We start from the raw sequence: 15159 nt of genomic DNA on the forward strand, positions 1-15159 counted from the left end.
AGGAGTTCCCTGCTATAGACACGGTCGCGTCGCCCAGACTGGAGAGTTGCGCAGTACACGGGCCTCCTCCCCCTGCCAGTCGCTACGCCCTGCATTTCCGGGCGATACGTACGTTGGCATGGCTATGGGCCAGGTATCCAGCCTTGACGGCCAATGCAGTGTCTGCCGTAAGCGATGCTGACGGCGCACACCAGGAGGGGAGTCAACCAGCGGCGGCACCAGGGCGCGACTCGCCGCGGAGGGAGAAGCAATCCGCCCTGGAGTCAAACCCTCGCAACCAAACCCGAGTTAGCGCTGAGTCCACAGCCCTCTGGCAACAGCTCGGTCCAGATATCGGCGGAGATCCGCAGGCGGAGGCGGCGGCCGCCTCTGGTGATTCGGGCGGCGATGTGCAGGAGCCGGTAGCGGAGCTTCTTCGGCTCGACTGCGGCGAGTTCGCCGTCCAGCAGCAGGAGCTGGGTCCAGGCGATCAGGTCGGCGGCGGTCAGGGCGAGCTCGAGCCAGGCGGCGTTGATATCGAACCGACGGGAGGGAAAGCGGGCGATGCCGGTGTCCTTGCCGCAGCGGATGCGATCTTCCACGACAGCGTGGCCGCGGTGGCGGACCTCGAGGAACTGGGCGGTGCCTTCGGCGACGGGAGTGTCGGTGAGGAAGACCTGGTGACGCAGGCCCTCGACGGTGTCGAACAGGGAGAGTTGGGCGCCGGGGTGCGGGCGTTCGCGGCGGACGATGATTCGGGTTCCGGCCGGGTAGCCCGCGAGGCTGACCGGAGCGGTCAGCTCGGCGACTTCAGCACCGTCGCGCAGACTGCCGTCCTGGTTAAGGGCCGGATGCCACAGCCGGTCGGGGACGGCACGGATCGCCCGACGGACCGGTTCGGTGACGGAGTAACCAACCGAGAAGTACGTACGGATCGCACGCTCGCACAGGCTCCGGATGTGTGCGAGGAAGGCTTTCGAGGATCCGGCGCTGTCGGTGCGGATGAGGATGTCGGTGCCGTAGCGGTGGGCGTCGGGGATCTGTGCGAGCGCGTCGTCGAGGACGGTGATGTGGTCGTTCGCGGTGTTCGCACCGGCGTTGCCGGGGCGCAGCCGTCCGGCCAGGGCGCCGCCGGTGTTGGCCAGGAAACACAGCAGTGGGTGGTAGCCGAAGCCGCCCTTGTAGGTGGGCGCCGCGTCCTGTTTCTCGGAGTGGCAGGTCACCAGCGTGGCATCCAGGTCCAGGACCAGGCCGGTTACTTCGCGGCCACCGGTCCGCACCACGGGTATGCCCCTGCCGCTCTCGGCGGCCTGCAGCCAGGCGATCTCCCGCGCCTGGGCTCGAGCGGAGCGCAACCGGGCGAGCACCGTGTCGTCGATGCCGGCGAGCAGCCGCCAAGCGGTGGCCGTGAAGGCCACCGGTCCGAACACCTCGTCCTGGTCCCGCAGCACTGCAAGATCGGTGATCGTCTCGCCACCATCGGCAATCATCACCGCGAGGTCCACGGCGACCCGGCCCGGATCATGCCCGGTCCCTCGCGGCCGCAGAGACCTCAGGGCTCTCGAGTACGCGGAGTTCAACCCAGTCGCGTCGGCGAGATCTGCGAGCAGGCGTGCACCGGCATGTCCCACCACCCCCGAACCATCCGCCGTGACCAGGACCTTGGGACGCGAACCGATAGCCTTCACGCAGAAAGCGCCTTCCAACCGAGACAGCAGAGACCCTCAACAAGTCTCATCGTCCCTGGTCAGGAGGCACTTTCGCGTTCACGGCACGGTGGCCGCCCTCACCTCAAGTGAAAGAGCGAGGTTGGTTGCGGTGGCGCAGCCGTCGTTTGAGTACCAGTGTTGTGGTGCCGAGAAGGAGCACGCCGAGGCCGGCGAGATAGCCCCAGGTGGGGATGCCGCCGGTGTGCCCGCCGCGGTCCGGCGCCCGCTGGGGCACCGTGCCGCCCACAAGTACCTGATCGCCGTTGGTCTTCGTGCGGCCGTCGACGGCCTGCTTCGTGTCGGCTGCAAGGCCTGGCGCCTGCTGCTCGAAGGATTGGCGGCTCATTTGGTGGATGTTGAGTTTCGACCAGTCGACGCCGCCGTAGACGTAGGTGTTGGTGTAGATGTAGTTGCCCTTGCGCGTGCGGTTCTTGACCTTGAATTCGCCGTTTCGGTAGGAGTCCACGTAGGCGTCGAAGGTGTCCCGCGGCTTCCATGCGCCGTTGTGCGGCCACCGTGATACATCCCCGCTGTTGATCAGGGAACTGTACGTCGTGTGGTGCTTTGTGCTGCGGGCCCGGTACCACTCGGCGGCGATGCGGCTGAGGTAGATGCGACGCAGCTGCGCGTATTCGGGTGCCTTGTTCACCGCGCGCTGTAGGCGCGGCAGGATCAGCTTGCGGTACAGCGCCTCGTTGCGGTTCTCGGTGGCCTGGCTCTCTTTCCGGCAGCCCTTTGCACCGTCCACGCCTTGGGTGGTGAGGTAGTCGGCCTGGCTCTTGACGGTGAGTGGTGCGTCGACGATGTAGAGCTCGTCCCTGGTGGCATACACGCTCGCCCGGCCCGGCACGATCCAGTTGCGGAACGAATAGCACTTGCCGTTCAGGTGCTTCCAGAACTCCTTGCCGAGCTTGGTGTTGGGGTGGATGAGTTCGCCGACGGTCTTTTTCATGCGCAGGTCGGCCTGGAGCATGATGCGGCCGACGTCCGTTCGGCCGATCTTTGGGTCGACGATGCGGTCTGGCTCGTCGGGGCTGAGGTTGACCCAGAAGGAGTCGGGGCGCATCGACAGCCAGACGAAGAATGCGTCGGAGGCTTGCCGTGCGGCGGTGAGTCCGCCCTCGAGGTGCTGGTTGTCGAAGTTCTTCGCTGGCGTGCCGGTGAACGCGTACCTGACCTTCTGCTCGTCCTGGGGCCTGTCCGACAGGTAGCGGAGTTCGAGCGAACGCAGGTCGATGCCGCCGTTGTGACCGTTGGCCGCGGCGGCGAGCGACTGCTCGAGGCCGGACTTCGGCGCCTCACCGCGCCGGCATCCGGCCGCAGTTCCGGCGCAGCCGGGAGTCATGAGACTGGGCGCTTCCTCTCGCGCGTGCTCAGCTGCCCCCTTCGCCACATCGGGGGGTATCTTGCCGGGACGACGGATAGTAAGGCCCCGCTCCTCCCAGTACTCCTCCAGATCAGACACGAACCTGTTCAGATCGTCCCTCTCGCCGGGCACGCGCATGAACTTCTTCACATGGCGCCTGTGCTCAATCCGCTGCCACAGCTGTTCCAGGAGCTCCTTCCTCCGCGCTTCCACCTCCGCTTCATTCTTATGCGGCTGTGGATGCACCTTGCGTAGGAGAGAGTTCCAGAAATCCTCCCGGATCTGGCGCAGCAGCTTCAGGTACGCCGAGTCACCGTCATCGCCCTTCTTCTTGATGAGGTTGTCGAAGTACACGAAGAGGTTCGCGTCCAGTTCTGTGGTGGCGACTTGCCTCTCGAAGCCAGTGCCGTACCGCACCGCGAAGTCCATATAGCGGCCGATGGAGGAGCAGCCGCCGCCGCCGGCACTGCCACAGGGCTGAAGGTCCGACGTGCCGCCGCGAGACAGCTGCAGGTCCGGATTCACCGACTTTCCGGTGGAGGGGTCCTTCACTTCCCGCAGGAACCGCCTGAACTCGTCGTTCATCCCTGACCCGTTCGCCGCCTTACCGGTATCCAGCTGCCTGGCCAAATTCTGCAGCTCCCCGCCGATCTGTTCGTCGGTGTGTCCGTACTTGAGCGCGGCAACGATGTAGCGCGCGATCGTCTGCCCACGCACCAAGATCATCTCAGTGTGGAGGTTGCCCGTACCTGGCATGTTCGAGCCGACGAGGTTGACCATCTTGCTGGAGGGGGTCATGTCTGTTTCGCTTAGCAGCTCTTCGTAGAGCTTCACCCGCCAGCCCTTGATTTCCATCGCGGTGAGCAGCCGTGCCTCGACCCGGTCCTCGCCGCGTCCTTTCCCCCAGTGCTGCTCCCAGATCTTCTTGAACCTGGACCACAGCGGCAGGGACATGTTGAACGGCTCCCACGCTGTGCCGTAGTTCACGGCCGGATCCGGATTCTCCAGGTTCTTGGCCTGTCCGCGCTTCGCCTTCAAGAGGTCGTAACGGCGCTGCTCCATCTGGACCTTGCCGCGCTCGGTATCCCACAGGCCCGGGCCGAGGTTCTTGCCGTCGCGGTCGTCGTCCTGGCTGACAGAAGCGGTGGCGGGCCGTGGCGCTGCCTCGGCTTGAAGAGCGTGCGGGGCAATCAGCAGAACACAGATGAGTGCCGCTAGCAGCCGCAGTATTCGACTTGTCATCCTCGCCCCCATGGCGAATAGAGCATCACTGGAGTTCAGGTCCTGCTGCTATGGCGCAGGACCCATCGGCGGAGCTGATCGGAGATCCCGTCACTCGAAGACGCGGATCACGGCATGTTTTCCCTGGATGGCCCGGGTCTCGATGTGGAGGTCGTTGAGGGTCACCGTGCCCTGGGCGCCGACGGAGCCGCTGGTGAACGACTCACTCTCGCCGGGGAAGACGGACGTCCAGTGCAGGGTGTCCTCGGAGATGCGGGTGATCGTGAACCGCCGTACGGAGTGCCCGGCCGGGAAGTCGAGCGTGGTCGGGCCCGTCACCTCGATCTCGCAGTCAGCATCGGAACAGGCATCGGTACGGGTGCCGTCGGCCGCCCGGGGGAAGGGCTTGGGAGGCTTACTCGTAGGTTCCCGGTCCGGTGTGTGCGTACGCGAGGGCGAAGCGGTGGAAGCCGTGCGGCTCGGTGTCGCTGTGGATCCGCCCTTGTTCTCCCGGTCGCTGCCGCATCCGGCCAGTAACGGTAGGAGCAGGGCGGCCGCGCAGACGGTCTCCGTGGAGCAGATACGCGTCATGTGTCGCATTGCCCGGGTCCTCCTCATGTCCAACTCCCTTTCCTGCCCAGAGTTTGGCCATTCTGGGTGTCGGCGGTGCTTGGTGCTTTTCACGGTAAGAATCAGGAGGGGAGACTGGAACCTGATGTGTGTCAGGGGTGCCGCTCCGCGGAAGCGCGGGCTCATACGGGGAGATGAGGGAGGGGCAGGCTGCGTGGATACGGTCATCGTGGAGTTACCGGACGTCCCGGGCTCGGGGGACGGTCCGCCGGGGCGGCCCCGGCTGCTGCGCCTGGGGCCGGGGGAGAGTGCCGAATTCGGGCGCGGCGGCGACCGGAGTCCGGTGCGTCTGCAGCTCGCCGACCCAGGGGTGTCCCGGGTCGCGGGGCGGATCACTGCCGCCGAGGACTACTGGCGGCTCTCCAACTATTCCGGGTTCTCCACGTACGTCGTGGAGAACCTGGAAGGCGCGGGCGAGTACGTCAAGGTCGCGCCCGGGCGGCTCGGGGCGCCGGTGCCCTTCGAGTTCTCCCGCGTGGTTTTGCCCTCGCGGGGCGCAGAGGCGACCTTCAAGGTGTATGCCCCCGAGCACGCGTACCTGGAAGGCGATCCGGTGCCGCGGCTCGGTGAACCCACCCAGTCGCCGTTCTCCCTCGATCGCACCGCGAAATACTTCCTCGTGCTGCTCGCCCTGTGCGAGCCGCGCCTGCGCGACGCCTCCTCCGGAGCGGTCCCCGGTGTGGCGGAGGTGCTGGAGCGGCTGCGTCCTCTGCCGTCCTGCCACAACCTCACGCGCACGGCCGTCAACTACCACATCGGCTACCTGGCCACAGAGAAGCTGCGGCTCGGCGACGGCGAGTGGACGGGCGGCAAACGCGCGGAGCTGGTCAGCTTCGCCCTCCGCTTCGACCTGGTCCGCGAGGAGCATCTTCCCTTACTGCCTCCCGGCGGCGGAAGGGGCACCACGTGACGCCGACACCCGGGGGCGACACGCCGTCCGCGGCGCTCCCGGCGGGTTACCGCATCGGGCAGTGGGAGCTCAACAGGCCGATCGGAGAAGGTAGCTGGGGGTGCGTATATGCGGCCGAGCACATCACGGAGCGCACTCCGGCCGCGGTGAAGGTCCTGCGCACGGACCTGATGCCGCCAGGCCAGCGCCGCACCATGGCCGAACTCCTCGAGCGGGAGGTGCGTTTCAGTCTGCAGGCCGACCATCCCCATCTGGTGCGTACCCGGCAGGCCCTGACCCTCCACGACACCGAACGCCCGGAGCTGGAGGGCGTCACCGCGCTGGTGATGGACCGTGCCGACCGCTCCCTGCGCGATCTGCTGGACCGTACGGAGGGCGGGGCGGTCTCCGATGCCCCGGCGATCCTGCGCGGGATCAGCGCGGGGCTTGCCCACATCCATGCCCGCGGCTGGGTGCACGGCGACCTCAAACCGTCCAATGTGCTGCTCACCGACACCGGCGGTGTGTGGCTCGCCGACTTCGGGCTCACCGCCGAACTCGACGGCACCCACGCCTATGTGCCCGTGTTCGGCTCCTTCGACCATGTGCCGCCCGAGTGGTGGACCAACCGGGCCGCGGGCCGCAGCGTGCTGCGCCCCACCGCCGACATCTGGGCCTTCGGCATCCTTGCGCACCAGGTGCTCACCGGCGGCGTGCACCCGTTCCCCGGCGTGGACGCACGTGCCAGATCCATGGCCGTGCGCTCCTACGCGAGCGGCAGCACGACCCTGCGGCTCGACCCTAGGCTCGCCGAGGGCTGGGCGCGCCTCATCGCGGAGTGCCTGCGCCCTGACCACGCGAGCCGCCGCCGGCTCGCCGCTCCTGAGCTCGCCCGCAGAGTCCGGGCGTTGAGCGGCGCCGACGGCGGGCGGCGGCGCTACCTCATGGCCGGCAGCGCCGTGCTCGTGCTCGCGGCGGTGCTGATCACCCTGTCGAGCGGTGATGCGCCGCCGGGGATAGGCAACACCCCGACCGGCCCCGCGAGTACAGCTGCGCAGGAAGGCACGGCCGCCGCCTTTCCGGCTGACAGCGACGTACCGGAAGAACTGCGCCCGGTCATCACCCGCGCCTCCGCCGGGTGCACCGACAAGGAGGTCACCCCCGCCCTGATCGCGGCGATGCTCAAGGAGGAAAGCAACTTCGATGCGAAGGCCGCTCGGCCCAAGGACGACGAGTACGGCATCGCCATGTGGACGCCGTCGGTCTTCAACGCCTGGGCAGTCGACGGTGACCGGGACGGCACCAAGGACTACATGTCACCGCCGGACGCCATCGCCACCATGGCGTCCTATCTGTGCTGGCTCGACCAGCGCTTCAAACGCAGCGGCCTGCGCGAGGACCTCCCCGCACTGATCGCCGCGGGCTACCGGACCAGCGACAAAACCGTCATCACCGAACGCGGGGTGCCCCAGCGTGTCAAGCCGTACGTCACCGGGGTGCTGCGGCACCTGGCGGCCTACACGACGTGAACGCATCACTGCGGGCGCGGCGCGGCCGGTACGCGGACCACGAGCGTGTCTGCGACCAGATCATGCAGGCACCTGCTCCGCTCACCGCAGCACCACAAGTAGTTGAGCGCTCCGAGCAGCGGTACGCACGCAAAGGCCAGATGCGCCACAAAGCGCCCCGTGGCCCGGCCGAAGGACAGGTGCTCCCCGGTGCCGGCCCGCACCACCCGCAGCCCCAGAACCAGCTTCCCGGGGGTGCCGCCCCACCGGGCGGTGCTCACCGGCGAGTACAGGAGGCACAGCAGCATGTACAGGGCCAGAGCAGTCGTCCAGGCCCAGCTGCCCGAGGGAACGGAAGCCAGGAGAAGAAGCCCGAGCGCCAGGAACAGCTCATTGAGCAGAAAGGCGCCGAGCCGCCGCCACGGGGTCGCCAGTTGATGCAGCGGGTGGTCTCCCGCATAACCCGTGGCATACGGAGCGCGCACCTCGGTGAAGCGGTCGTTCATCGCGGCCTCCTGAACAGGATGGGAGGGCCTCCCTGGTACCTCCTTGGCACCTCCCCCTGGCCAGACTAGGAATCCTGGCACGCGGCACCACCTGACATCCGTCAGGGGCTGAATGGAAACCTGGAGCTCAGCTGGGCAGGCGGCAGCGTCCGGTCGGCGGAGCCGGGACTGTCATCCCTGAAAGTGCGGGGCTGGTCAAGTGCCCGTGATTGCCCGGGTTCTTGCTGTGACGGGCCCGGTTGAGGGCGTGCTCGGGTGAGGGGACGGTGCCCGTCTCCGAGTGGTGTGCTGTGGGCCCTGCTGGGCCGTTGTGGGGTGTGCGCTCTTCACCAGGTGTGATGCTGAAGTGCCGGCGCTCCGGCTGCCGGTTATCCCTGCGCCGCGCCCGCGTTGTGGGTGCGGGGCGGCATGGTGTGGTTCGGCGCACGGCCGACGGGATCAATCATGAATACGGCCTCGCCGTGGTGCGGGGGCCAGACACTCCGGCGATCTCGCGTCGGTCGTGGTTCCGGACGCTGCTCACGCCGGGTCCCTGCGGGCCAGGCAGCGGACTTCCCCGTCGCGTAGCCCGTAGTAGACCAGGGTGAGCAGCTTGCGGGCCGCGGCGGCCTTGGCGATGCTGCGTGCCTCGGTGCCACGGATTGCCCCTGCCGGTGCTGCGCGGCACCGTCGCTGGGACGGTGACCGGTGGGCGGTTCAATCCGGGCGAGGTGGCCTTCGATCCGGACGGTGATGTCGTTGATCCGGGCGTCGAGGGTGTCGACCATCTGCAGGAGCTGACCGAGCATGAAGGCGTGGTGCTCGGTGCAGCCACCGCGTAATGCGAGGGCCAGTGCCTCCCTCGTCCCGCGCAGGCTGCCGCAGGCCAGTCCGGCGAGCACGGCGGGGCTGCGCTTGCCGCCGACCAGTGCGTCCATCATCAGCCGGCCGGACTTGCCGAACAGATCGGTGACGACCGAGGACAGCTTGATCTGCGCGTCCTCCAGCATCTTCTCCGCGCGCTGCTTGTGGCGGGTGCGTTCGCGGACGAACACGGCGCGGGTGCGGGTCAGGTCGCGCAGTGTCGTCGAGCAACCGCCAGGCCGTGGCTGTGGACGCCACCGGCCCGAACACCTCGCCCTGGCCCCGGAGCACTGCGAGATCGGTAATCGCCTGGCCGCCGTCGGCGAGCATCACCGCGAGATCCACCGCGATCCGGCCCGGATCGTGACCGGTCCCGCGCGGCCGCAACGGGCCGAGCACACCCGCGTACGCGGACGTCAGCCCCGTCTCGCCGGCGAGATCCGCCAGCAACCGGGCCCCGGCATGCCCCACCACCCCCGAACCGTCAGCCGTGACAAAGACCTTCGGACGCGAACCGATAGCCTGCACGCAGAAAGTGCCTTCCAGCAGCGACGACCGAGACCCTCAACAAGTCTCATCGCCCCTGTTCAGAAGGCACTTTCGCGTTCACAGCACCGTGACAGCCCTCACCTCAAGTGAAAGAGCGAGGTTAGTCTGCCTCGCCATGAAGGCTCCGCCAAACTCGCAAGACGGATCGGCTTCGAGCAACGAGTTGGTCGAGCCGTGCCATCGAAACCGAACGCCACCTCCCCAGCAATGCACTGACGGCGGTTCCGGACGAAACGGCTTCTCCCTACGGCCTACTGCCGAACCGCCCAGCGGCCCGAGTCACGACGCAGACGCAGTTGCCTTCAGGTTGGGCTCCTCCATTCGCGTTCCAGCATGGAGTGGACCACGGAGTCCCGCCACCGGCCGCTCTTGAAGATGTGCTCTCGGATTCGGCCCTCTTCGATCATCCCGGCCCTTTGCATGGTCCGAGCCGAGGCCGTGTTCCTCGGGGAGCGGGCGCCCCAGATACGGTGAAGACTCAACTCCTCGAAGCCCAGACCGAGGAGGAGCTGGACGCACTCGAGACCGTACCCCTGCCCCCAAGCGTCAGGACGCAGGGCGAAGCCCATCGTGGCGGCTCGTTGCTGGTGGGGGTCCATGGCCAGCCGTACGAAGCCAACCAACTCGCCTTCGAAGCAGGCTGCCAGCGCGTACTCGGTGCGCGGGGCGGTGGCAGCCGAGGCGATCGAGCGGTCCACGATGCCGCGGACCTCCTCGTGGGTTCGGGGCTCGAAGGAGAGGTGCTCCGTTGCGATTTCGCTCCCGTAGATCGCGTGGACGGCATCCACGTCGTCGGGGGTGAGTTCGCGCAGTTCGAGCCGCTGGCCGCGGCGGGTGACCGGGTACATGCCAGCGGACTCTACCTTCGTGGGTCGTACGGGTCAGCGGGGGAGGGCGGGCCGGGCCGGGCCGTACGCCTCGATCTCCTCGTGGAGGTCGCGCGCGGGGCCGGCGCCGCGCAGCGTGGGGTGCAGCAGGGCCTCGCCGACGCGTTCGGCGGAGACGATGATGCCGCGGTTGCGGTGTCCGGGGTCGAGGTCCAGGACCGGGCGTACCGCTTCGACCGCGCCTTCAACCTCGTTGCTGCGCAGGCGGGTCAGGGCGAGGTTGCACTGGGCGCCGGCCTGGTCGCCGAAGGCCCAGTGAGTGGCCTGGGGGTCGCTGAATTCGGCCACGGCGCTCTGCGCGAGGGTGACGGTGTCGGGGTCGCTGTGGCCGAGCAGGACCTTGGACTCGACGGTGTAGTAGAGGTGTTTGGGCTCGGGGAAGGTGAGCAGTCCGCCGTAGCCGTCGAGGTCGTCCGGCGTGACGCCGTCGCGCAGGTTTTCCGCGCGGTGCAGGGCGGTGGTGGTGGCTTCCTCGTCGCCGAGCAGTGCTGCGGCCCTGGCTTCCAGGGCGGCCAGCCACACGCCTACGGTGCCGCGCAGTTCGGGTTGTTCGGCGGCGCCCTGGCGGGCGTAGTGCATGGCTTCGGCGCCCTTGCCCGACCAGTAGGTGATCAGGGATTTGAGGCCGTACGTGAAGGCGATCAGTCCGCCGTGTTCGGCGTGCTGGGCGCAGACTCCGGCGGCTCGGGCCTGGGTCATGGCGGAGCGGGGGTCGCCCATGTCGTGGGACGCCTTGGCCATGTGGGCGGAGACGATGGTGGCCAGAACGTGGAGGTCGCGGATCTGGGTGGGGCGGGCGCGTCCCCCTTCGATGAGGCGGAAGACGTCGTTCTGCGCTTCGGCGATGGTGTCGTAGATCGTGGCGAGCGGTACCCGGGGGTACTGCTCGACAATCTCGTGAACCGTGTCGGTGAGCAGGCCGAGGGTCTCCTGCCCGATCTGGCCCCGTTCCGCCCCCAGGGCGAAGTCCGCTGCGCGTCGTGCGGCCATGGCTGCCGTCCTTTTCATCTCGTCCAGCGCCGCGCCGGATTCGGCACGGCTGTCGGCGGACGCGCCGACCCGGGAGTCCAGGGCCCCAGGGTTTTCCGGGGCGGTGCTCCAGAGCTGCTCGATACTCAGTCCGAGCATGTGGATCAGCACCCTGCGGGCATCCCGCTGCGGCTGGCGCCGCCCGTAGTACCAGCCCTCAAAGGTGGACAGGGCGGGTGCCAGGCTGCGCAGCGAGGCGCTCTCCTCGATCTCCGCACGCTCGCGGGCCGCCTGCCGGAAGGCCGGAAGGAAGGCCGCGAAATCACCTTGCCCGCGCTCGTCGAGCAGGCGGCGAAAGAGCGTGTGCATCAACCTCTCCTCCCCCAGGGGTGCGGTGCGTCCGTGCCACCGACGGTAGAGCGCATCCCCTCTGAACTTGCCCGCGATAAAGGGTACTTGCGCACTACGGATGCACTCCGAGGGAAGCCGAAGGAACTCCGAAGAAGTCCCCTCGCCCACAGCAGGTGTTCCGAGGGCTCGTTGGGGCTGGAGTTGCCGCTCACGGGTCGTCAGGATCGATGTATCCCTTACGGAGAGTGCCCGCGCTGCTCGCTGTGGCACCGCCGTCGTCCCGGAGTGACTACGCGCAGCAACCGGAGGACATGATGAGGACCGCCACCGCCTGGCCCCCGAGAGCCGGCGACCACACCAGTCTGGTCCGCGCCTATGCCGATCTGCTGGACTGGCGGCTCGTCGTGGACGACGGCGAGGTCTCGGCCGGATTCGAGAACGCCGTGATCCACACGGGGTGTGCGGGCTTCGATGCCGTCGCGCTCCCCCGCCCGGTGGGTAATCAGGTACTGATCCGCCTGGAGAGCGGTGGGCTCGGCCCCGTGCCGAGCCTCATCACCGCGGCCCAGGTGACGTTCCTGGTGCAGGCGGGAACGGGCACGGTACTCGGCGGCCCTCCCGACGTGGTGGTCTTCTCCGGATCCAAGGCGCGGCTGGTGCTGCCGCCGTCGCCCGGGGTCCGATGGGACACGCCGCCGTGGTCTCCCGCCCGCCCTGAGCCCCTGGCCCTGCTCGACGGCGAGCAGGTGCGCACGGCCGTGCTGGACGCACTCCGACTGTGCAACCGGCCGCGGGGGACTGCGCCACCGTCCGCCGGGGCCCCGACCGCCCGCTCCGCCGGTGCCGGGCCGCAGGACTCTTGCGGATGGCGGGCCGGCGGATGACCGAGACGCTGACCGGGGGGTCTGTCTGGGTGCTGGGCATCGGGATCGTCCTGCTGATCCTCATGGCCGTGCTCTTGACGCGCCCCGCCTCCTCCATCGGGTCCACGACCGCGGACGAACTCGACGCGGAGGACGGGAGGGACGGGCCGTGAGTGGAACGCTGATCCGGGCGGTGTGCGCTTTATGGTGCCCCCGCCGTCTGGTCGAGGTGCAGTACGTCGGCAGCGTGAAGGACCACGGGTGGGCCGCTTCGCTGTATGCCTGCTCCCTGTGCCTGACGCGCCTTCACCGCACGGTTGCCCACGTCCTGACGTACGGGCAATCCCGCCGGTGCTGGCTGTGGTGCGGCGGAGAAGTACCCGCCGGTCCCGGGGCCGCGGTCCTCGCGGTGGGCACGGTGGAGCTGGTCGGGGCCCCGCACCTGCCGCCGGTCGCCACCACGGACCTCTACGCGTGCACCGGCTGCATCCGCCTCATCAGCGCGGACCTCCAGCGGCTGGCGTACCTCCGTGACGGGTGCCACCGGCACGCACCGCGCCTGGCCTGGCAGGTCTACTCCCCGGAGGCCACCTCGCCGGCGTCTGACGCCCCTCGAATCCCCCACCGAAGAGGCCGGACCCGCCACAGCACCTCACTCGCGACCCCCGGCACGCCCACACTCAACTCCCCAATCCTTGCGAGGACTTGTTCATGTGTACGCACCAGCCCCCGTGCCCGTCCGCTGAGTCCGCCGACCGGGAGGCCGCCGCTGTCAGAGTGTCCCGTCCGGAGCAGGGCTGGTCGGCGTTGTACAACGGCGTATACCTGTTCGACACCGGTGAACTGTTGCCGTACGGCCAGATCATCGCCCCGCACCGGACGCCGGTGCCCGCATGAACACACCGACGAGCTGCCAGACCGTGGTCGGCCGGGCCACTGGCGTCCTCCGCGAGCAGATCGCCTCGGGCGTTTATCAACCCGACTCCCCCTTGCCGCTACTGCAGTCCCTGGCCAGCCGTCTCGGCGTCGGGAGCCAGGCTCTGCACCAGGCCCTCGGCAGGCTCGCGGCCGAAGGGGTGGTTGAGCGAAGCAGCACGGCCCGTCCGACCGTGCGTGCCGAGCCCGCCGAGCCGACTCCGGTCGCGCAGGTCGCCCAGCTCCTGCGAGAACGGGTCGCCGGTGGCACCTACGTCCCGGGACAGGCGATCTCTCCTGCCGCGCTCGCCGCCGAGTTGGGTGTGAGCTGTCCGGTCGCTGAAGCGGGCTGCGCGTGGTCCCGCCAGGAGGGCTACCTCCGCGACCTCATGCTGCACAGCCCCTCCCGGCAGGAGCTGGTGGTGTGCGAGCCGAGTGCGTACACCCTGCCCGCGACGGTCCCCTAGACCGGGCGCCCCGTGGTGCGGCGGCTCGTACCCGCACCCCGGGGCTCCCCTCACGATCCCGGGCCGCCAGCCCGTCCGATGTCAGGCGCCTGTGGGTCTGAATTAGGCGGGACGCGGGCCGGGGGGCGGGGAGCCGGATGCGCCACTCGGTTCCGTCGCGTCCGGCGCGCCCTCCCCGCGGGCTGCCGCCCAGTGCCCTTTCCAGCCGGGGCGGCAGCCCTCCTTCCCGATCCACCCGAGCACCGCCGACTCCCCAACCGCCCGTCAGACAGTGCGAATTAACCTGGAGCCCTTCGTGACAACCCTGTACGCGCCGGACGCCGACTCGTCCTGGATCAGCGGCATACAGGACCCCTCCACCGCGCAGGCGGCGCGGGGCCTGCACCGACGCATCCGCACCCAGTGGCGGGCGGGCACCCGCCTGCCATCCGACCGTGCGCTCGCCGCCGAGCTGGGCGTGTCCGAGTGGGCGGTCTTTCGCGGCAGGCGGCATCTGGAGACCCGGGGCCTGCTCGTACGCAGGACCGTCCTGGCCCCCGGTGCCCTGCACCCGGACGACATCGCCCTGGACGCCTGCGTACGCGACCGGATCCGCTCGGGCTACTACGCGCCCGGAACGGCCTTACCCACCGGCATCCTCGGCGCCGACTTCACCCTCAAACCCGGTGAAGTCCGCCGGGCCTGCCGACGGCTGATCGCCACCGGCGCGCTGCGCGTCGAAGACGGGCCGTACGGCCGGGGCTTCTACGTCGCCGCCCAGCGCCAGGAGACCCCGTGCTGAGCCGCCCACGTGCTCCCCTGCCGCTGGCCCTCAAGCACCTGGACCTGCTCTCCCTGCGCGCCTCGGGGCACACCATGCCCAGCGCGGCCACCCTCCTCCGACGGACCGTCGGCACGCTGTACAACCGCGCGAGCGAATGCAACCGGCGCTTGGGGGTGTCCGGCCCGGAAGCTGCGGTGCACGTCTGCTACCTCGCCCGCATCCTCCCGCGGCCCGACCTGGCGGAGCACACTGTGGACCTCGGCTGGGAAGACCTGGAACTGTGGCGGCTGCTGGCTGCGGGCGCCACCGTCCCGCAGATCGCCGACGCCCTCGACCTGTGCACCTCGACCATCAGCTGCCGGATCAAAGATCTGCTCCGGCGCACCCGGTGCACCAGCCGGCCCCAGCTGGTCACCCGGGGGTGGAGCCTGGAACTCCGCTCCGGGTGGGCGCAGTTCGAGGACGCCGGGCCCGCCCGGCAGGTGCAGATGCTGCAGCAGCACGCGTGGGTGTCGCTGTGGGTGGCGGGCTGCCGAAGCCGGGCCCTGTCACTGACCGAGATCGGGGCCGCTGCGAAGGTCATGTTCGCCACGGATTCCGGCGCGGCTTTCTGGCGGTGGGCTCATCACTGGTACGGCGCCCTCGCCTGCGACACCCGGGCGCTGGGGGTGTACGAGGTCCTCGACGAGATCTACGCCGACGAATCCGGCGAGACCGTCAGCGAGTTCTGACCCGCCCAGCGGT

General features: G+C 68.9%; 15 protein-coding genes and 1 pseudogene. 8 read left to right on the forward strand and 8 right to left on the reverse strand.

Annotated features, from left to right (window positions below; all coding sequences use genetic code 11):
• Positions 1-263: 263 nt before the first annotated feature.
• From AB0D18_RS18365 to AB0D18_RS18375, 3 genes are all read right to left on the reverse strand, one after another.
• Positions 264-1685, reverse strand: coding sequence for an IS1380 family transposase (locus tag AB0D18_RS18365; RefSeq protein WP_362419021.1), 1422 nt, complete (start codon positions 1683-1685; stop codon positions 264-266).
• A gap of 85 nt (positions 1686-1770) precedes the next feature.
• Entirely contained in the window at positions 1771-4296 is a 2526-nt protein-coding gene (locus tag AB0D18_RS18370) for a hypothetical protein (RefSeq protein ID WP_362419024.1), read from the reverse strand.
• 90 nt (positions 4297-4386) lie between these two features.
• The gene (locus tag AB0D18_RS18375; protein WP_362419027.1) at positions 4387-4875 is read right to left on the reverse strand and encodes a hypothetical protein; all 489 of its coding nucleotides are present in this window, start codon (positions 4873-4875) and stop codon (positions 4387-4389) included.
• Between the two features lie 184 nt (positions 4876-5059).
• Here AB0D18_RS18375 and AB0D18_RS18380 point away from each other — a divergent pair, with 184 nt between their 5' ends.
• Both AB0D18_RS18380 and AB0D18_RS18385 read left to right on the forward strand, forming a co-directional pair.
• Complete coding sequence (locus AB0D18_RS18380) at positions 5060-5815, forward strand: serine/threonine protein kinase (RefSeq protein WP_362419030.1); 756 nt, start codon at positions 5060-5062, stop codon at positions 5813-5815.
• The gene (locus tag AB0D18_RS18385) at positions 5812-7323 is read left to right on the forward strand and encodes a serine/threonine-protein kinase (protein ID WP_362419033.1); all 1512 of its coding nucleotides are present in this window, start codon (positions 5812-5814) and stop codon (positions 7321-7323) included. Before AB0D18_RS18380 ends, AB0D18_RS18385 begins: the two co-directional genes overlap by 4 nt.
• Positions 7324-7328: 5 nt before the next feature.
• Here AB0D18_RS18385 and AB0D18_RS18390 read toward each other — a convergent pair whose 3' ends face one another.
• The 5 genes and pseudogenes from AB0D18_RS18390 to AB0D18_RS18410 form a co-directional block, all read right to left on the reverse strand.
• Entirely contained in the window at positions 7329-7808 is a 480-nt protein-coding gene (locus AB0D18_RS18390) for an RDD family protein (RefSeq protein ID WP_362419036.1), read from the reverse strand.
• A gap of 368 nt (positions 7809-8176) precedes the next feature.
• A complete protein-coding gene (locus AB0D18_RS18395; RefSeq protein WP_362419038.1) occupies positions 8177-8842 on the reverse strand; it encodes a hypothetical protein in 666 nt (221 codons plus the stop codon).
• Between the two features lie 22 nt (positions 8843-8864).
• A pseudogene (locus AB0D18_RS18400) lies at positions 8865-9200 on the reverse strand (IS1380 family transposase); the annotation flags it as partial.
• Between the two features lie 302 nt (positions 9201-9502).
• Positions 9503-10048: a GNAT family protein gene (locus AB0D18_RS18405; protein WP_362419041.1), complete on the reverse strand. Its 546-nt coding sequence runs from the start codon at positions 10046-10048 to the stop codon at positions 9503-9505.
• Positions 10049-10081: 33 nt separating this feature from the next.
• A complete protein-coding gene (locus AB0D18_RS18410) occupies positions 10082-11425 on the reverse strand; it encodes a hypothetical protein (protein WP_362419044.1) in 1344 nt (447 codons plus the stop codon).
• Positions 11426-11718: 293 nt separating this feature from the next.
• Here AB0D18_RS18410 and AB0D18_RS18415 point away from each other — a divergent pair, with 293 nt between their 5' ends.
• From AB0D18_RS18415 to AB0D18_RS18440, 6 genes are all read left to right on the forward strand, one after another.
• Complete coding sequence (locus AB0D18_RS18415) at positions 11719-12291, forward strand: hypothetical protein (protein ID WP_362419047.1); 573 nt, start codon at positions 11719-11721, stop codon at positions 12289-12291.
• The gene (locus AB0D18_RS18420; RefSeq protein WP_362419050.1) at positions 12288-12443 is read left to right on the forward strand and encodes a hypothetical protein; all 156 of its coding nucleotides are present in this window, start codon (positions 12288-12290) and stop codon (positions 12441-12443) included. The genes AB0D18_RS18415 and AB0D18_RS18420 overlap by 4 nt, the downstream gene beginning before the upstream one ends.
• Positions 12444-12981: 538 nt before the next feature.
• Complete coding sequence (locus AB0D18_RS18425) at positions 12982-13167, forward strand: DUF5999 family protein (RefSeq protein ID WP_362419053.1); 186 nt, start codon at positions 12982-12984, stop codon at positions 13165-13167.
• Complete coding sequence (locus tag AB0D18_RS18430) at positions 13164-13652, forward strand: GntR family transcriptional regulator (protein WP_362419056.1); 489 nt, start codon at positions 13164-13166, stop codon at positions 13650-13652. The genes AB0D18_RS18425 and AB0D18_RS18430 overlap by 4 nt, the downstream gene beginning before the upstream one ends.
• A 295-nt stretch (positions 13653-13947) precedes the next feature.
• Complete coding sequence (locus AB0D18_RS18435) at positions 13948-14433, forward strand: GntR family transcriptional regulator (RefSeq protein WP_362419059.1); 486 nt, start codon at positions 13948-13950, stop codon at positions 14431-14433.
• Positions 14427-15146, forward strand: coding sequence for a DUF6082 family protein (locus AB0D18_RS18440; protein WP_362419062.1), 720 nt, complete (start codon positions 14427-14429; stop codon positions 15144-15146). The genes AB0D18_RS18435 and AB0D18_RS18440 overlap by 7 nt, the downstream gene beginning before the upstream one ends.
• The last annotated feature ends 13 nt before the right edge of the window (positions 15147-15159 follow it).

The sequence above is a fragment of the Streptomyces sp. NPDC048442 genome (assembly GCF_040651475.1).
Classification (GTDB): Bacteria; Actinomycetota; Actinomycetes; order Streptomycetales; family Streptomycetaceae; genus Streptomyces.